This window comes from Streptomyces sp. NBC_00878, from assembly GCF_026341515.1.
Lineage (GTDB): Bacteria > Actinomycetota > Actinomycetes > Streptomycetales > Streptomycetaceae > Streptomyces.
In genome coordinates, this window is the sequence record NZ_JAPEOK010000001.1 from 6,347,572 (window position 1) to 6,364,672 (window position 17,101).

Below are 17,101 nucleotides of genomic sequence, written 5' to 3' on the forward strand. Positions count from 1 at the left end.
GTGCGGCTCCGCCGCGTGGGCGCGACCAGCCCCTACCGGCCGCGGTATCTCCTCAAGCCGCAGCCGCAGCCGCAGCCGCAGCCGCACCCCCCAGCGACTACCGCAGCACCACAAACGGATCCCCCGGCTCATCAAGCTCCCGGTACAACCCCCCGGCCGGCGGCCCACCCCGCCGAGGCTCCCGCACCCCCGCACCGCCTCCACCTTCGCCCTCCCCGAAGTCGAACCACACCGTGATGACCGAACCCTGAGGCACCTCGGACCCCGGCAGCGGGTACTGGCGTACGACGTAGTCGACGATGGTCAGATGAAAGTCGGGCCGATCCGGCGCAGCGAGCCGCACCCCTCGCGCCTCGGCCGTCTCGCGCGCGTCCACGGCCATCAGACCGACGAGTCGCGGTACGCGCACTTCGGGTGTCTTGCGTGGTATGCGCACAGACGTCACCCCCAGCGGTACCGGCAGGGTAAGCCCTGCCGGGCCCGTGCCGGAAGGCGTCGGAGGTCTGGCGGGAAACGGTCAGAGTGCCAGCCGGTAGCAGTGACCCAGCTGGTCCGACGTCTCCGTGGTGTACGTCTCGGCGAGTTCCATGCCGAGACGTCTGGTCACCGCGATCGAGCGTTCGTTGCGCGAGTTCACCATCGCCACGACACTCCGTGTGCCCGTCGCGCGCACCCGTTCCAGCGTGATCCGCGCGGCCGCGGTGACGTACCCCTTGCCCCAGTGTTCCCGTCCGAGCCGCCAGCCGATCTCGATCTCGCCCTTCGGTCCCCACTCGCGTGGCCACGGCTGGGCGCCGGTGAAGCCCATGACCTGCCCCTCCCCGTCGACCATGGTCCACAGACAGAAGCCGTACTCGGCGTCGTGGCGGCGCTGCCGGGCGGTCAGCTCCTCGTAGAAGGACAGCTCGGCCGGCTTTCCGCCGTGGAACTCCATCACGTCGGGGTCGTCGAAGACCCGGTGCCAGGCGAACGCGTCCTCGTCGGTCGGGACGCGCAGGTGTACCACGGGGAGAGCTCGGTTCACGGGGCAGCCCTTCAGCCAGGTGATCAATACCGCTGCATAGACTGCCCATGTCCCGTGCCCCTCAGCACGCGGATTTCGAGACTTCGCGCTTCAAGACTTCGCGCTTCGAAAATCAGTACTTCGAGAATCAGCACTTCGAGACATAGAGCCTTCGAGACTTGGGGAGAACCCGCCGTGACCGAGTCCCACCCCCTCTCCGAACACACCGCCGATGTGATCGTCGTCGGGGCCGGACCAGCCGGTTCCACCACCGCGTACTACCTGGCCAAGGCGGGGCTGGATGTCCTGCTCCTCGAAAAGACCGCGTTTCCGCGGGAGAAGGTGTGCGGTGACGGGCTGACGCCCCGCGCCACCAAACAGCTCGTCTCCATGGGTATCGACATCTCGGAGGAGGCGGGCTGGCTCCGGAACAAGGGGCTCCGCATCATCGGCGGCGGCGTCCGCCTCCAGCTGGACTGGCCGGAACTCGCCGCCTACCCCGACTACGGACTCGTACGGAAACGGGACGACTTCGACGAGCAGCTGGCCCGGCAGGCGCAGAAGGCGGGCGCACGGCTGCACGAGCGGTGCAACGTCGGCGCCCCGATCATCGACGACCGTACGGGCCGGATCACCGGTGTGCACGCGAAGCTCGGCGACGCCGACTCCAAGGAGAAGCGCGACGTCACCTTCCACGCACCCCTCGTGGTCGCCGCCGACGGAAACTCGACCCGGCTGTCCCTCGCCATGGGCCTGCACCGCCGCGAGGACCGTCCGATGGGCGTCGCGGTCCGTACGTACTTCACGTCCCCGCGTCACGACGACGACTATCTGGAGTCGTGGCTGGAGCTGTGGGACCGCCGCGGCCCCGGCGAGGACCGGCTGCTGCCCGGTTACGGCTGGATCTTCGGCATGGGCGACGGTACGTCCAACGTCGGCCTGGGCGTACTCAACACCACCTCCTCGTTCAAGGAGCTGGACTGGCGCGAGGTCCTCAAGGCCTGGTGCGCCTCGATGCCCGAGGACTGGGGCTACACCCCGGAGAACATGACGATCCCGATCCGCGGCGCCGCCCTTCCGATGGCCTTCAACCGCCAGCCCCACTACACGAAGGGGTTGCTGCTCGTCGGCGACGCGGGCGGCATGGTGAACCCCTTCAACGGCGAGGGCATCGCCTACGCCATGGAGTCCGGCCAGATCGCCGCCGACGTCATCGTCCAGGCGCACGCCCGTGCGACCCCCGCCCAGCGCGAACTCGCTCTCCAGCGCTACCCGAAGGTCCTCAAGGACACCTACGGCGGCTACTACACGCTCGGCCGCGCCTTCGTGAAGCTCATCGGCAACCCGAAGGTCATGAAGATCGCCACGCAGCGGGGTCTCACGCACCCCATTCTGATGAAGTTCACGCTGAAGATGCTGGCCAACCTGACCGACCCGACGGGCGGCGACGCGATGGACCGCATCATCAACGGCCTCTCCAAGGTGGCCCCGAGGGCGTAGCGCACGGACGGGCCTGGAAGCGGGCGGAGCCCCGTTTCCAGGGGCGCGCTGGGACGCGTCGTTCGGGTGGGGCCGCTGAGGCGCGACTGAGGGCCGCTCCCGCCACTGGGGGAGCGGCCCTTCAAAGTGCGTGGCCGGAGGCCGCAGAAGCCCGGTCAGGCGCCGGGAAGGCGTGACCGAGGTCAGAGCACGCGTACCGCGCCGCTCGCGGGGTACCCCGACAAGTCCTGGATGACGACGCCCTTCGAGGGGTTCGCGGCGTCCAGGTACTGACCGCCGCCGATGTAGACGCCGGTGTGGTACGCCGAGCCCGCGCCGCCCCAGTACAGGATGTCGCCGACCTGGACGTTGGACAGCGAGACCGGGGTGCCGGCCACGGACTGGTCCTGGGAGACACGCGGCAGATCCACACCGACCTGCTTGAAGGCGGCCTGTACGAGGCTGGAGCAGTCCCACGCGTTGGGCCCGGTGGCACCCATGACGTAGGCGTCGCCGACCTGCGCCTTGAGGAAGCCGATGACCGTGGCGACGCTGCCGCTCGCGGGGGCGGTGACGGTGCTGCTCGCGGGCGTGGAGGTGGAGGTGAGCGTGGTCCGCTCGGACGACCGGGTGGCGCGCTCGGCGGCGGCCTTGCGGGCGTCCTCGGCCTTCTTCTTGGCCGCCTTCTTCGCGTCGGCGAGGTCCGCCTTGGCCTGCTTGGCGGCCTTGGCGGCGGCCGCGTCACGCTCGGCCCGCAGCTGGTAGTCGGCCGCGGCCTGCTGGGTGACCTCCGCGGACTCGGCGACCTGGGCGGTCATGTCTGCCGTGAGGGTGGGCAGCTCCATGGTCTGGGTCACGGGCTCGGCAGCGTTCGCCGAACCGGCCGCACCTGCCACTGCGAGGGTGCTGAGGACGCCACCGGCAACTCCGGCGCGCATCGCGAGCGCCGAGCTGCTGCGAGGCCGGGGTTTCCGGTGGCTGCGTATGTGAGCGGTGTGGGACATAGGGACAACCGGTATCAGGGGCTCCTCCATACCTTCAAGAAACGTGTGGTGCGCCACAATTGTTCAATGGACCGCTTGAATCCCGGGCGTGGCGTTCCTTATTGACGCCGTATCGGGCATTGCGGACACACCTCATCATGCCTGTGATCACTGTCTTTCCGTATTACGCCCGAATTGCCCGCTGCTTAGCACTCGTTGAAGCGGTTGGCCAAGCCCGGCTGTTTCCCGCCTGTTACCAATGTGACGCAGGTCACGGAACGGCTGCCCCTGCGGCGGTGTCACGTGCGCGAGGTGGGGGAGTCGTGGAGGTCGGGCCGAAGGGGCGTCCCGCTCGTGAATGGATGCACGCGCCCGAGTCGTCCACACCTGGCATGCCAACTCCCCCCGAAGTGTGAACGAGTTCCTCTATCAAGCGCCGATGTCCACCACCAATTTGCCTTGGATCTCGCTCCCTTGATAGTGCGCCGAGGCTTGGACCAGCGACGACGAGCGAAAATGTCACCTCTGGTGATCACTCGGGCGCTTCTCGTACGAAGATCGGCACTCATCCGACTTCATGATCCTTCGCCAGGTGGTGGAGATCACAAAGGTGTTGTCGTACCCCGTGTCGCAGATCACAGACCCACAGGCATAGGATGCGAGGCAGTTGGGCTTGTGACCTGCTTCACATGTTCGCGATCTTCGTGGAGCCGCACGAGGTTCGTGGGCCTCATGAGGTTCATGGGGCACGTGAGGCAGGAGCAGCGCCTGATGCAACCGCCAGCAGTCAATGCCGACTGAGAGGAGCGAGGAGCGGTGAACGCGTATGCGCCCATCCTCGTACTGGGAGCCCTCGGGGCAGGCTTTGCGATCTTCTCCGTGGTCATGGCCACGCTTATCGGTCCAAAGCGATACAACCGGGCCAAGCTCGAAGCCTACGAGTGCGGTATCGAGCCGACCCCCACGCCGGCCGGCGGCGGGCGGTTCCCCATCAAGTACTACCTGACGGCGATGCTCTTCATCATTTTCGATATCGAGATCGTCTTCCTCTATCCCTGGGCCGTCACGTTCGACGCGCTCGGGGTATTCGGGCTCGTGGAGATGTTGCTCTTCGTGCTCACCGTCTTCGTCGCGTACGCGTACGTGTGGCGGCGAGGCGGCCTGGAATGGGACTGAAACCCGCATGGGACTGACCCCCGCAAGGGACTGAGCCCCGTATAGGGGACAGAGGAGCCACTGAGCATGGGACTCGAAGAAAAGCTGCCGAGCGGCTTCCTGCTGACCACCGTCGAGCAGGCCGCGGGGTGGGTGCGCAAGTCGTCCGTCTTCCCCGCCACCTTCGGCCTCGCCTGCTGCGCCATCGAAATGATGACGACGGGCGCGGGCCGCTACGACCTGGCGCGCTTCGGCATGGAGGTCTTCCGCGGCTCGCCGCGCCAGGCCGACCTGATGATCGTCGCCGGACGCGTCAGCCAGAAGATGGCGCCGGTACTGAGGCAGGTCTACGACCAGATGCCGAACCCCAAGTGGGTGATCTCCATGGGGGTTTGCGCCTCGTCGGGCGGCATGTTCAACAACTACGCGATCGTGCAGGGCGTCGACCACATCGTCCCTGTCGACATCTACCTGCCCGGCTGTCCGCCACGGCCCGAGATGCTGATGGACGCGATTCTCAAGCTCCACCAGAAGATCCAGAGCTCGAAGCTCGGCGTGAACGCCGAGGAGGCGGCCCGCGAGGCGGAGGAAGCGGCGCTCAAGGCGCTTCCCACCATCGAGATGAAGGGCCTGCTGCGGTGAGCGACGCGAACGGCAACGGCAACGGGGTGAACCCCGAGAAGGACCTCGGCGCCTCCAACCTCCCGGGCCAGCGCGGCGAGGGAGGCGAGGAGATCCGCGTCCAGCGCGGCATGTTCGGCGCCAACAACGGCGGGGACACCACCGGCTACGGCGGCCTGGTCCGCTCGATCCGGCTGCCGGGACCGGCCACCCGCCCGTACGGCGGCTGGTTCGACGAGGTCGCCGACGAGCTCGAAGGCGCCCTGGAGGAACAGGGCCTCGTCCCCGAGAACGCGATCGAGAAGACGATCGTCGACCGCGACGAGATCACCTTCCACATCGATCGCGAGCACCTGCTCCAGGTCGCCCAGACGCTGCGCGACGACCCTGCCCTGCGCTTCGAGCTCTGCACCGGCGTGAGCGGAGTCCACTACCTGCAGGACAAGGGCCGCGAGCTGCACGCCGTCTACCACCTGCGCTCGATCACCCACAACCGGCTGATCCGCCTCGAAGTCAGCGCCCCGGACAGCGAGCCGCGCATCCCGTCCCTGGTCTCGGTCTATCCGACGAACGACTGGCACGAGCGCGAGACGTACGACTTCTTCGGCATCGTCTTCGAGGGGCACCCGGCACTGACGCGGATCATGATGCCGGACGACTGGCAGGGCTTTCCGCAGCGCAAGGACTATCCCCTCGGCGGCATCCCCGTCGAGTACAAGGGCGCCCAGATCCCGGCTCCGGACCAGCGGAGGTCGTACTCATGAGCACATCGCACGCATCCGCGTCCGCCGCTTCGGCCCGCGAGACGACCGAGGGCACCGTCTACACGGTCACCGGCGGTGACTGGGACGAGGTCGTCCAGACCGCCGCCAGGGCCGACGACGAGCGCATCGTCGTCAACATGGGCCCCCAGCACCCGTCCACACACGGCGTGCTCCGGCTCATCCTGGAGATCGACGGCGAGACGGTCACCGAGGCCCGCTGCGGCATCGGCTACCTGCACACCGGCATCGAGAAGAACCTCGAATTCCGTACGTGGACACAGGGCACGACCTTCGTGACGCGCATGGACTATCTGACGTCGTTCTTCAACGAGACCGCGTACTGCCTGGCCGTCGAGAAGCTCCTCGGCATCGAGGACCAGATCCCGGACCGCGCGACGATCATCCGGGTGCTCCTGATGGAGCTGAACCGGCTCTCCTCGCATCTGGTGTGCATCGCCACCGGCGGCATGGAACTCGGCGCCACCACGATCATGATCTACGGCTTCCGTGATCGTGAACTCATTCTCGACATCTACGAGCTGATCACCGGCCTGCGCATGAACCACGCGTACATCCGGCCGGGCGGCCTCGCCCAGGACCTGCCCCCGGGCGCGGTGGACCAGATCCGCGAGTTCGTGAAGAAGATGCAGAAGAACCTTTCCGAGTACGACAAGCTCGCCACCGGGAATCCCATCTTCAAGGCCCGTATGCAGGGCATCGGCCATCTCGACCTGGCCGGCTGCATGGCCCTCGGCGCCACGGGTCCGATCCTGCGCTCGGCCGGTCTGCCGCACGACCTGCGCAAGACGCAGCCGTACTGCGGCTACGAGACGTACGACTTCGACGTCCCGACCACCGACACCTGCGACGCGTACGGGCGCTTCCTGATCCGTCTTGAGGAGATGCGCCAGTCCCTGCGGATCGTCGAGCAGTGCCTGGACCGGCTGCAGCCCGGCCCGGTCATGGTCACCGACAAGAAGATCGCCTGGCCCGCCCAGCTCGCGCTCGGCCCCGACGGCCTCGGCAACTCGCTCGACCACATCAAGCAGATCATGGGCACCTCCATGGAGGCCCTGATCCACCACTTCAAGCTGGTGACCGAGGGGTTCCGCGTGCCGCCGGGACAGGCGTACGCGGCTGTCGAGTCACCCAAGGGCGAACTCGGGGTGCACGCCGTGTCCGACGGAGGCACCCGCCCCTACCGGGTCCACTACCGGGACCCGTCCTTCACCAATCTGCAGGCCATGGCGGCGATGTGCGAGGGCGGCCAGGTCGCCGACGTCATCGTCGCCGTCGCGTCCATCGACCCCGTGATGGGAGGCGTCGACCGGTGACCACGACCCCTGAGGGCGTCAGCCTGGGCATGCCCCAACTGCCCGCGCCCGACTACCCGGACGACGTTCGAGCCAGGCTGGAGGCGGACGCGCGCGAGGTCATCGCCCGCTACCCGGACTCCCGGTCCGCCCTCCTTCCGTTGCTGCATCTCGTGCAGTCGGAGGAGGGCCATGTCACGCGCACGGGGCAGCGGTTCTGCGCGGAGATGCTCGACCTGACCACGGCCGAGGTCACCGCGGTCGCGACCTTCTACTCCATGTACCGGCGCAAGCCGAGCGGTGACTACCAGGTGGGCGTCTGCACCAACACCCTGTGCGCGGTCATGGGCGGCGACGCGATCTTCGAGTCCCTGCAGGACCACCTCGGTGTCGGCAACGGCGAGACCACCGGCGACGGCAAGGTCACCCTGGAGCACATCGAGTGCAACGCGGCCTGCGACTTCGCGCCGGTCGTGATGGTCAACTGGGAGTTCTTCGACAACCAGACCGTGGCGAGCGCGAAGCGCCTCGTCGACGACCTGCGCGCGGGAGCACAGGTCGACCCGACACGCGGTGCCCCCTTGTGCACGTTCAAGGACACCGCCCGCATCCTGGCGGGCTTCCCCGACGAGCGCGAGGGCGCGGTCGAGGCGAGCGGCGGCGCGGGCCCGGCCTCGCTGATCGGCCTCCGGCTGGCCAGGGGGGAGACGTCCCCCGCGCGCGTGGTGCACCCGCGAGGGTCCGGCGCTCCCCGGAGCGGGTCGCCGCACGACCCGTCTTCGACCGAGCACCTCAGTTCGCACGACGCGCCGCAGGACACGTCGGCCTCAGACCCGGACCACCCGGCCGGGCCGGTAGCCGAGGAGGGGGAGTGATGACCGTGTCCACTCAATATGGGGGCACCTCCCAGCCGGGGGCCGGCGGAGAGACGAGCCCCGAGAAGCTGCTCTCACCGGTGCTGTCGGCCTTCTGGGACGAGGACAAGTCCTGGACGCTGGACGTGTACCGGAGGCACGACGGGTACGAGGGCCTGCGCAAGGCGCTCGCGATGTCGCCGGACGACCTCATCGCGTATGTGAAGGACTCCGGTCTGCGCGGCCGTGGCGGCGCGGGATTCCCCACGGGAATGAAGTGGCAGTTCATTCCTCAGGGTGATGGAAAGCCTCACTATCTTGTTGTCAACGCCGACGAATCAGAGCCGGGGACCTGTAAGGACATCCCGCTCCTCTTCGCGAACCCGCACAGCCTCATCGAGGGCATTGTCATCGCCTGCTATGCGATCCGGTCGTCGCATGCCTTCATCTATCTGCGGGGCGAAGTGGTCCCCGTGCTCAGGCGTTTGCACGAGGCCGTCCGCGAGGCCTACGCGGCGGGCTACCTCGGTGAGAACGTCCTGGGCAGCGGACTCGACCTCCAGCTCACCGTGCACGCGGGCGCGGGCGCGTACATCTGTGGTGAGGAGACCGCACTTCTCGACTCGCTCGAAGGCCGCCGTGGACAGCCGCGACTTCGTCCCCCTTTCCCTGCCGTCGCGGGCCTCTATGCCTGTCCGACTGTTGTGAATAACGTCGAGTCCATCGCGTCGGTTCCCGCGATTCTGCACAAGGGCAAAGAATGGTTCCGGTCGATGGGAAGCGAGAAGTCCCCGGGCTTCACGCTCTACTCCCTCAGCGGCCACGTCACCAGTCCCGGCCAGTACGAGGCCCCGCTCGGCATCACGCTGCGTCAGCTCCTCGACATGAGCGGCGGCATCCGGAAGGGACACCGCCTCAAGTTCTGGACGCCGGGCGGCTCCTCGACCCCGATGTTCACCGACGAGCACCTCGACGTCCCTCTTGACTACGAAGGAGTGGGTGCCGCGGGTTCCATGCTCGGCACGAAAGCACTCCAGTGCTTCGACGAGACGACCTGCGTCGTCCGGGCCGTCACCCGGTGGACAGAGTTCTACGCCCACGAGTCCTGCGGCAAGTGCACACCCTGCCGCGAAGGGACGTACTGGCTCGTGCAGTTGCTGCGCGACATCGAGGCCGGCAAGGGCGTCATGGCCGACCTCGACAAGCTGAACGACATCGCCGACAACATCAACGGCAAGTCCTTCTGCGCCCTCGGCGACGGCGCCGCCTCGCCGATCTTCTCCTCGCTCAAGTACTTCCGCGCGGAGTACGAGGAGCACATCACCGGCCGGGGCTGCCCCTTCGACCCCGCCAAGTCGACGGCCTGGGCCGACAAGGACAAGCACACGGAGGTGAACGCATGACGGTAACCACGAGCGCTCCCTCCGGAGGCGGGGAGGCTGCGGTGCCGCCGGAGGATCTCGTCTCGCTGACCATCGACGGCGCCGAGATCAGCGTGCCCAAGGGCACCCTGGTCATCCGCGCGGCCGAAGAGCTCGGTATCGAGATCCCCCGCTTCTGCGACCATCCGCTCCTCGACCCGGCCGGCGCCTGCCGCCAGTGCATCGTCGAGGTCGAGGGCCAGCGCAAACCCATGGCGTCCTGCACGATCACCTGCACGGACGGGATGGTCGTCAAGACGCACCTCACCTCTCCTGTCGCCGAGAAGGCCCAGAAGGGTGTGATGGAGCTCCTGCTCATCAACCACCCGCTGGACTGCCCGGTCTGCGACAAGGGCGGCGAGTGCCCCCTGCAGAACCAGGCCATGTCGCACGGCCACTCCGACTCCCGCTTCGACGGCAAGAAGCGCACGTACGAGAAGCCCGTCCCGATCTCCACCCAGGTGCTGCTCGACCGCGAACGCTGCGTCCTGTGCGCCCGCTGCACCCGGTTCTCCAACCAGATCGCGGGCGACCCGATGATCGAGATGGTCGAGCGGGGCGCGCTCCAGCAGATCGGCACCGGCGAGGGCGACCCCTTCGAGTCGTACTTCTCCGGGAACACCATCCAGATCTGCCCGGTCGGCGCGCTGACCTCGGCGGCGTATCGCTTCCGCTCCCGGCCCTTCGACCTCGTCTCGTCGCACTCGGTGTGCGAGCACTGCTCCGGCGGCTGCGCGACCCGCACCGACCACCGGCGCGGCAAGGTCATGCGGCGCCTCGCCTCCCCGGACCCCCAGGTCAACGAGGAGTGGCTGTGCGACAAGGGACGGTTCGGCTTCCGGTACGCCCAGCAGCGGGACCGGCTCCAGACCCCGCTGGTACGCGGCGAGTCCGGTGAGCTGGAGCCCGCTTCCTGGCCGGAGGCCCTGGCGGCCGCGGCCCAGGGGCTGCTGGCCGCCCGCTCCCGGGCCGGCGTGCTCACCGGCGGCCGGCTGACCGTCGAGGACGCCTACGCGTACAGCAAGTTCGCGCGCGTGGCCCTCGACACGAACGACATCGACTTCCGCGCGCGCGTGCACAGCGGCGAGGAGGCCGACTTCCTGGCCGCCCGGGTCGCCGGCCGCGGACGGGACCTCGACGGTACGGGCGTCACGTACACCGCACTGGAGAAGGCACCCGCCGTCCTGCTCGCCGGAATCGAGTCCGAGGAGGAGGCGCCCGGCGTCTTCCTGAGGCTGCGCAAGGCCTGGCGCGGACACGGGCAGAAGACCTTCTCCCTGGCCACGCACGCCACCCGCGGCCTGGAGAAGGCGGGCGGCACGCTGCTGCCGGCCGCCCCCGGCACCGAGACCGAGTGGCTGGACGCGCTCGCCTCCGGGGCCGGCCTGGAGGGCGACGGAGCGAAGGCCGCCGAGGCGCTGCGCACCGAGGGCGCCGTGATCGTCCTCGGCGAGCGGCTGGCCTCCGTGGCGGGCGGGCTCACCGCGGCCGTACGGGCCTCCTCCGCGACCGGCGCCCAGCTGGTGTGGATCCCGCGCCGGGCCGGGGAGCGCGGCGCCATCGAGGCGGGGGCACTGCCCTCGCTGCTGCCCGGCGGACGCCCGGCCACCGACCCGCGCGCGCGGGACGAGGTCACCCTCGCCTGGGGCATCGCCGCCCTGCCGCACCGCCACGGCCGCGACACCGGACAGATCGTCGAGGCCGCCGCCACCGGTGAGCTCTCCGCGCTCGTCGTCGCGGGCGTCGAGGTCGCCGACCTTCCCGATCCGGCACGCGCGCGTGAAGCACTGTCCGCGGTGGGCTTCCTGGTATCGCTGGAGCTGCGCCCCAGTGAGGTCACCGAGCACGCGGACGTCGTCTTCCCGGTGGCCGCGGTCGCCGAGAAGGCGGGCACCTTCCTCAACTGGGAAGGCCGCGCACGCCTCTTCGAGTCCGCGCTCAAGCCCGAGCAGCTGACCCGCCGGGTGGCGCCCGCCGACGGACGCGTCCTGCAGATGCTGGCCGACGCCATGGACGTACACCTGGGACTGCCCGACCTGCGCACCGCGCGCGTGGAGCTGGACCGGCTCGGCACCTGGGACGGGGCGCGGGCCACCGACCCCCTGGAGACCGCGGCCGTTCTGCCGCGGCCCGCCTCGGGCGAGGCCGTGCTCGCCGGACACCGGCTGCTGCTCGACCAGGGCCGTCTCCAGGAGGGCGACGAGGCGCTCGCCGGGACGCGGCACGCCGCACACGCGCGCGTGTCGGCCGCCACGGCCGCCGAGGCGGGCGTCAAGAACGGCGACCTGCTCGCCGTGACCGGTCCCTCCGGAGTGGTCGAACTCCCGCTGCAGATCACCGAAATGCCCGACCGTGTGGTCTGGCTCCCGCTGAACTCCGCCGGGGGAGGCGTCGCCTCCGACACGGGCGCGCTGCCCGGCGCACTCGTCCGCATCGGCCCGGCGACACTCGCCGCCGAGACCCCCAAGGAGGTGGAGGCATGACCGGAACTTTCGCCGCGCCCGCGTACCTGGCCGCGGAGGACCTCTCCATGTTCGGCCGCGATCCCTGGTGGCTCGTCGTCATCAAGGCGGTCTTCTGCTTCGCCTTCCTGATGATCACCGTGCTCTTCTCCATCGTGTGGGAGCGCAAGGTCGTCGCCTGGATGCAGCTGCGTATCGGCCCGAACCGGCACGGCCCCTGGGGCATGCTCCAGTCGCTCGCCGACGGCATCAAACTGATGCTCAAGGAAGACCTGATCGTCAAGCGCGCCGACAAGGTCGTCTACATCCTGGCGCCGATCGTGGCCGCGATCCCGGCCTTCATGGCGATCGCCGTGATCCCCTTCGGACCGGCCGACAACCAGATCTCGATCTTCGGCCACCGCACCACGATGCAGCTCACCGACCTCCCGATCGCGATGCTCTACATCCTCGCGGTCGCCTCGGTCGGCATCTACGGGATCGTGCTCGCGGGCTGGTCCTCCGGGTCGACGTATCCGCTCCTCGGCGGTCTGCGCTCCTGCGCGCAGATGATCTCGTACGAGATCGCCATGGGCGCCGCGTTCGCGTCGGTGTTCCTGTACTCCGGCTCGATGTCGACCTCGGAGATCGTCGCCCAGCAGCAGGACCGCTGGTACATCGTCCTGCTGCCGGTGTCGTTCCTGATCTACATCGTGACGATGGTCGGCGAGACCAACCGCGCCCCCTTCGACATGCCGGAGTCCGAGGGCGACCTGGTCGGCGGCTTCAACACCGAGTACTCGTCGATCAAGTTCGCGCTGTTCATGCTCGCCGAGTACGTGAACATGGTGACCGTCTCGGCGGTCTCCGTGACGCTCTTCCTGGGCGGCTGGCGGGCTCCTTGGCCGGTCAGCACCTTCTGGGAGGGCGCGAACCACGGCTGGTGGCCGATGCTCTGGTTCGTCATCAAGGTGCAGTTGCTGTTGTTCTTCTTCATCTGGCTGCGCGGCACGCTGCCCCGCGTCCGCTACGACCAGCTGATGAAGCTCGGCTGGAAGGTCCTCATCCCGGTCTCCGTGGTCTGGCTGATGTGCGTCGCGACCGTACGGACGCTGCGGAACGAGAACTACGACTTCGCCGACATCGCCCTGTACGTGGCGGGCGCGGTCCTTGTCCTGCTGCTGCTCTCCTTCATCGCCGACATGTACCGCGACCGCAAGGGCGCTCAGGAGGCGCCGGACGAACCCGTCGCCTTCGACCCGATGGCGGGCGGATTCCCCGTACCGCCGCTGCCGGGACAGGAGCTGCCGCCGGTGCCGCGGCGACGCCCGCGCCGGGAGCGGGAGTTGATTGTCAGTGGTGGCGTGAATACTGACAGTGACGGAACCGATGGACCTCGTGACGGAAAGGAGGCGTCCGATGGCTGATGAGCAGAAGGAGACCAAACCCGGTTTCCAGAACCCCGTCGCAGGCTTCGGCGTGACCTTCAAGGCCATGTTCAAGAAGCGGCTGACCGAGCAGTATCCGGAGCAGCAGAAGACCACCGCCCCGCGGTTCCACGGCCGGCACCAGCTCAACCGCCATCCTGACGGCCTGGAGAAGTGCATCGGCTGCGAGCTGTGCGCCTGGGCCTGTCCCGCGGACGCCATCTACGTGGAGGGTGCGGAGAACACCGAGGAGGAGCGCTACTCCCCGGGCGAGCGGTACGGCCGCGTCTACCAGATCAACTACGCCCGCTGCATCCTGTGCGGCCTGTGCATCGAGGCGTGCCCCACGCGCGCGCTCACGATGACGAACGAGTTCGAGCTGGCCGACAGCAGCCGCGCCAACCTCATCTACACCAAGGAGCAGCTGCTCGCCGGTCTCGAGGAGGGCATGGTCGAGTCACCGCACTCGATCTTCCCGGGCATGGACGAGGGCGACTACTACCGGGGCCTGGTCACGGAGGCCGCGCCGGGCACGGTGCCCCAGGTCGCCGTCTCCAAGGGCGAGAAGCCTGAGGAAGAGGGGGCGGACGCATGAGCGCACAACTCGCCGCCCACGCCACCTCCCTCGCGGCCTACTCGACGTCCACCGGTGAGGCGTTCCAGTTCTGGATCCTCGGCACCGTCGCCGTGATCGGCGCCCTGTGCACCGTCTTCATGAAGAAGACCGTGCACAGCGCCCTCAGCCTCGCCGGGACCATGATCATCCTGGCGGTGTTCTACCTCGCCAACGGCGCCTACTTCCTGGGCGTCGTGCAGATCATCGTCTACACCGGCGCGATCATGATGCTGTTCCTCTTCGTGGTCATGCTCGTCGGTGTCACCGCGGCGGACTCCCTGAAGGAGACCATCAAGGGCCAGCGCTGGCTGGCCCTCCTGTGCGGCCTCGGCTTCGGCATCCTGCTGTGCGCGGGCATCGGCAACGCGTCGCTGTCGGAGTTCAACGGCCTGACCCAGGCCAACTCCGGAGGCAACGTGGAGGGTCTCGCGGCCCTCCTCTTCACGAAGTACGTCTTCGCCTTCGAAATCACCGGCGCCCTGCTCATCACGGCCGCCGTCGGCGCCATGGTGCTCACCCACCGCGAGCGCACCGAGCGGGCCAAGACCCAGCGCGAACTGGCCGGGGAGCGCGTACGGGCGAACAAGCAGCTCCCGCCGCTGCCCGCCCCCGGCGTCTACGCCCGGCACAACGCGGTGGACATCGCCGGCCTTCTCCCGGACGGCACCCCGTCCGAACTCACGGTCATCAAGACGCTGCGCGACCGCGGCCAGATCCGTGACGTGTCGGACGAGGCGATCAAGGACCTCAAGGCCCTGGAGCAGCGCTCCGAGGAGCGGCTCGGCCGCGAAGAGCGGGAAGAGGAGGCCGCGAAGTGAACCCCGTCAACTACCTCTACCTCGCCGCCCTGTTGTTCACGATCGGCGCCACCGGCGTCCTGATCAGGCGCAACGCGATCGTGGTGTTCATGTGCGTCGAGCTCATGCTCAACGCCTGCAACCTCGCGTTCGTCGCCTTCTCCCGGATGCACGGCAATCTCGACGGCCAGATCATCGCCTTCTTCACGATGGTCGTCGCCGCCGCGGAGGTCGTGGTCGGGCTCGCGATCATCGTGTCGCTGTTCCGTTCCCGCCACTCGGCCTCGGTCGACGACGCCAGCCTGATGAAGCTGTAAGGGGTCGCTGAATCGTGGAGAACCTCATTGCGCTGCTGGTAGCGGCGCCTCTGCTCGGAGCGGCCGTACTGCTGTGCGGCGGCCGGCGGCTCGACGCCGTCGGCCACTGGATCGGTACGGCTCTCTCGTCCGTCTCCTTCGTGATCGGCGTGATCCTCTTCGTCGACATGCTGGGCAAGGACGCCGAACACCGGGCCATGAGCCAGTTCCTGTACAGCTGGATCCCCGTCGAGGGCTTCCAGGCCGACGTGGCCTTCCAGCTCGACCAGTTGTCGATGACGTTCGTGCTGCTGATCACGGGCGTCGGCTCGCTGATCCACGTGTACTCGATCGGGTACATGGAGCACGACGAGCGGCGCCGCCGCTTCTTCGGCTATCTGAACCTGTTCCTCGCGGCGATGCTGCTGCTCGTCCTCGCGGACAACTACCTGCTGCTGTACGTCGGCTGGGAGGGCGTCGGTCTCGCCTCGTACCTCCTGATCGGCTTCTGGCAGCACAAGCCCAGCGCCGCCACCGCCGCGAAGAAGGCCTTCCTGGTCAACCGCGTCGGTGACATGGGCCTGTCGATCGCGATCATGCTGATGTTCACCACCTTCGGGACCTTCGCCTTCGGGCCGGTCCTGGAATCCACCGGTGAGACCAGCGAGGGCAAGCTGACCGCCATCGGCCTGATGCTGTTGCTCGCCGCCTGCGGCAAGTCCGCCCAGGTGCCGCTGCAGTCCTGGCTCGGGGACGCGATGGAGGGCCCGACCCCGGTCTCGGCCCTCATCCACGCCGCGACCATGGTGACCGCGGGCGTGTACCTGATCGTCCGCTCCGGGGAGATCTTCAACGCCGCGCCGGACGCCCAACTGGTCACCACCGTGGTCGGAGCGGTCACGCTCCTCTTCGGTGCGATCGTCGGTTGCGCCAAGGACGACATCAAGAAGGCGCTCGCCGGTTCGACCATGTCGCAGATCGGCTACATGATCCTCGCGGCGGGCCTCGGCCCCATCGGCTACGTCTTCGCGATCATGCACCTGGTGACGCACGGCTTCTTCAAGGCCGGGCTCTTCCTCGGCGCCGGTTCGGTCATGCACGGCATGAACGACGAGGTCGACATGAGGAAGTACGGCGGCCTCAGGAAGTACATGCCGGTCACCTTCGTGACGTTCGGCCTTGGTTACCTGGCCATCATCGGCTTCCCGGGCCTGTCCGGCTTCTTCTCCAAGGACAAGATCATCGAAGCGGCGTTCGCCAAGGGCGGTACCGAGGGCTGGATCCTCGGCAGCGTGGCCCTGCTCGGCGCGGCCATCACCGCGTACTACATGACGCGCGTGATGCTGATGACGTTCTTCGGAGAGAAGCGCTGGCAGCCGGACGAGAAGGGCCACGAGCCGCACCCGCACGAGTCCCCCAGGTCCATGACGATCCCGATGATCGTGCTGGCCTTCGGATCGGTCTTCGCGGGCGGGTTCTTCAGCATCGGCGAGCGCTTCGTGCACTGGCTGGAGCCCGTCACCGAGTTCGAGCACGGTCACCCGCCGGTCAGTGCGACGACGGTCACGCTCGCCACCATGGTCGTGCTCGTCATCGGCGTCGCTCTCGCCTACGCCCAGTACGGGCGCAGCCCGGTCCCGGTGGTCGCCCCGCACGGCTCCCTGCTCACCCGGGCCGCCCGGCGCGACCTCCTCCAGGACGACTTCAACCACGTCGTCCTCGTACGCGGCGGAGAGCACCTCACACGCTCCCTGGTGTACGTCGACCACACCCTGGTCGACGGGGTCGTGAACGGCACGGCGGCCTCGATGGGCGGCCTCTCCGGACGGCTCCGCAAGCTGCAGAACGGCTACGCGCGGTCGTACGCGGTCTCCATGTTCGGCGGTGCTGCGATCCTCATCGCCGCGACCCTGCTGATGAGGGCGGTCTGA

General features: G+C 68.2%; 16 protein-coding genes. 13 read left to right on the forward strand and 3 right to left on the reverse strand.

Annotated features, from left to right (window positions below; genetic code table 11):
• Positions 1 to 97 precede the first annotated feature (97 nt).
• Positions 98 to 436 (reverse strand): PASTA domain-containing protein, encoded by a 339-nt coding sequence (locus OHA11_RS27430; RefSeq protein WP_266500787.1) that lies wholly within the window; start codon positions 434 to 436, stop codon positions 98 to 100.
• Positions 437 to 517: 81 nt separating this feature from the next.
• The gene (locus tag OHA11_RS27435) at positions 518 to 1,024 is read right to left on the reverse strand and encodes a GNAT family N-acetyltransferase (RefSeq protein WP_266500788.1); all 507 of its coding nucleotides are present in this window, start codon (positions 1,022 to 1,024) and stop codon (positions 518 to 520) included.
• 174 nt (positions 1,025 to 1,198) lie between these two features.
• Here OHA11_RS27435 and OHA11_RS27440 point away from each other — a divergent pair, with 174 nt between their 5' ends.
• Complete coding sequence (locus OHA11_RS27440; RefSeq protein WP_266500791.1) at positions 1,199 to 2,503, forward strand: geranylgeranyl reductase family protein; 1,305 nt, start codon at positions 1,199 to 1,201, stop codon at positions 2,501 to 2,503.
• 182 nt (positions 2,504 to 2,685) lie between these two features.
• Here the strand turns inward: OHA11_RS27440 and OHA11_RS27445 are convergent, their stop codons facing one another.
• Positions 2,686 to 3,516, reverse strand: a complete 831-nt coding sequence (locus OHA11_RS27445; RefSeq protein ID WP_266500793.1) for a C40 family peptidase — start codon at positions 3,514 to 3,516, stop codon at positions 2,686 to 2,688.
• Positions 3,517 to 4,281: 765 nt separating this feature from the next.
• On the opposite strand from OHA11_RS27445, the gene OHA11_RS27450 reads away from it, so the two are divergent.
• The 12 genes from OHA11_RS27450 (at position 4,282) to nuoL (ending at position 17,101) form a co-directional block, all read left to right on the forward strand.
• Complete coding sequence (locus tag OHA11_RS27450; RefSeq protein WP_033319564.1) at positions 4,282 to 4,641, forward strand: NADH-quinone oxidoreductase subunit A; 360 nt, start codon at positions 4,282 to 4,284, stop codon at positions 4,639 to 4,641.
• Positions 4,642 to 4,707: 66 nt separating this feature from the next.
• The gene (locus OHA11_RS27455) at positions 4,708 to 5,262 is read left to right on the forward strand and encodes an NADH-quinone oxidoreductase subunit B family protein (RefSeq protein ID WP_018528252.1); all 555 of its coding nucleotides are present in this window, start codon (positions 4,708 to 4,710) and stop codon (positions 5,260 to 5,262) included.
• Complete coding sequence (locus OHA11_RS27460) at positions 5,259 to 6,005, forward strand: NADH-quinone oxidoreductase subunit C (RefSeq protein WP_266500798.1); 747 nt, start codon at positions 5,259 to 5,261, stop codon at positions 6,003 to 6,005. The genes OHA11_RS27455 and OHA11_RS27460 overlap by 4 nt, the downstream gene beginning before the upstream one ends.
• Positions 6,002 to 7,339, forward strand: coding sequence for an NADH-quinone oxidoreductase subunit D (locus tag OHA11_RS27465; protein ID WP_266500801.1), 1,338 nt, complete (start codon positions 6,002 to 6,004; stop codon positions 7,337 to 7,339). Before OHA11_RS27460 ends, OHA11_RS27465 begins: the two co-directional genes overlap by 4 nt.
• A 29-nt stretch (positions 7,340 to 7,368) precedes the next feature.
• The gene (gene nuoE, locus OHA11_RS27470; RefSeq protein ID WP_266507496.1) at positions 7,369 to 8,193 is read left to right on the forward strand and encodes an NADH-quinone oxidoreductase subunit NuoE; all 825 of its coding nucleotides are present in this window, start codon (positions 7,369 to 7,371) and stop codon (positions 8,191 to 8,193) included.
• A complete protein-coding gene (nuoF, locus tag OHA11_RS27475) occupies positions 8,193 to 9,575 on the forward strand; it encodes an NADH-quinone oxidoreductase subunit NuoF (protein WP_266500803.1) in 1,383 nt (460 codons plus the stop codon). Before nuoE ends, nuoF begins: the two co-directional genes overlap by 1 nt.
• The gene (locus OHA11_RS27480) at positions 9,572 to 12,076 is read left to right on the forward strand and encodes an NADH-quinone oxidoreductase subunit G (protein ID WP_266500805.1); all 2,505 of its coding nucleotides are present in this window, start codon (positions 9,572 to 9,574) and stop codon (positions 12,074 to 12,076) included. The genes nuoF and OHA11_RS27480 overlap by 4 nt, the downstream gene beginning before the upstream one ends.
• Positions 12,073 to 13,461, forward strand: coding sequence for an NADH-quinone oxidoreductase subunit NuoH (nuoH, locus tag OHA11_RS27485; protein WP_266500808.1), 1,389 nt, complete (start codon positions 12,073 to 12,075; stop codon positions 13,459 to 13,461). The genes OHA11_RS27480 and nuoH overlap by 4 nt, the downstream gene beginning before the upstream one ends.
• Positions 13,454 to 14,056, forward strand: coding sequence for an NADH-quinone oxidoreductase subunit NuoI (gene nuoI, locus OHA11_RS27490; protein WP_055610923.1), 603 nt, complete (start codon positions 13,454 to 13,456; stop codon positions 14,054 to 14,056). Before nuoH ends, nuoI begins: the two co-directional genes overlap by 8 nt.
• A complete protein-coding gene (locus tag OHA11_RS27495; protein WP_266500814.1) occupies positions 14,053 to 14,895 on the forward strand; it encodes an NADH-quinone oxidoreductase subunit J in 843 nt (280 codons plus the stop codon). Before nuoI ends, OHA11_RS27495 begins: the two co-directional genes overlap by 4 nt.
• Positions 14,892 to 15,191: an NADH-quinone oxidoreductase subunit NuoK gene (gene nuoK / locus OHA11_RS27500; RefSeq protein WP_004927567.1), complete on the forward strand. Its 300-nt coding sequence runs from the start codon at positions 14,892 to 14,894 to the stop codon at positions 15,189 to 15,191. Before OHA11_RS27495 ends, nuoK begins: the two co-directional genes overlap by 4 nt.
• Before the next feature lie 14 nt (positions 15,192 to 15,205).
• Positions 15,206 to 17,101, forward strand: coding sequence for an NADH-quinone oxidoreductase subunit L (gene nuoL, locus OHA11_RS27505; protein WP_266500816.1), 1,896 nt, complete (start codon positions 15,206 to 15,208; stop codon positions 17,099 to 17,101).

What these genes read in the sequence shown, in the direction of transcription:
- OHA11_RS27445 (WP_266500793.1), bottom strand. Translation starts at nt 3,516, where the DNA reads ATGGAGGAGCCCCTGATACCGGTTGTCCCTATGTCCCACACCGCTCAC.
- OHA11_RS27455 (WP_018528252.1), top strand. Translation starts at nt 4,708, where the DNA reads ATGGGACTCGAAGAAAAGCTGCCGAGCGGCTTCCTGCTGACCACCGTC.
- OHA11_RS27465 (WP_266500801.1), top strand. Translation starts at nt 6,002, where the DNA reads ATGAGCACATCGCACGCATCCGCGTCCGCCGCTTCGGCCCGCGAGACG.
- nuoE (WP_266507496.1), top strand. Translation starts at nt 7,369, where the DNA reads ATGCCCCAACTGCCCGCGCCCGACTACCCGGACGACGTTCGAGCCAGG.
- nuoF (WP_266500803.1), top strand. Translation starts at nt 8,193, where the DNA reads ATGACCGTGTCCACTCAATATGGGGGCACCTCCCAGCCGGGGGCCGGC.
- OHA11_RS27480 (WP_266500805.1), top strand. Translation starts at nt 9,572, where the DNA reads ATGACGGTAACCACGAGCGCTCCCTCCGGAGGCGGGGAGGCTGCGGTG.
- nuoH (WP_266500808.1), top strand. Translation starts at nt 12,073, where the DNA reads ATGACCGGAACTTTCGCCGCGCCCGCGTACCTGGCCGCGGAGGACCTC.
- nuoI (WP_055610923.1), top strand. Translation starts at nt 13,454, where the DNA reads ATGGCTGATGAGCAGAAGGAGACCAAACCCGGTTTCCAGAACCCCGTC.
- OHA11_RS27495 (WP_266500814.1), top strand. Translation starts at nt 14,053, where the DNA reads ATGAGCGCACAACTCGCCGCCCACGCCACCTCCCTCGCGGCCTACTCG.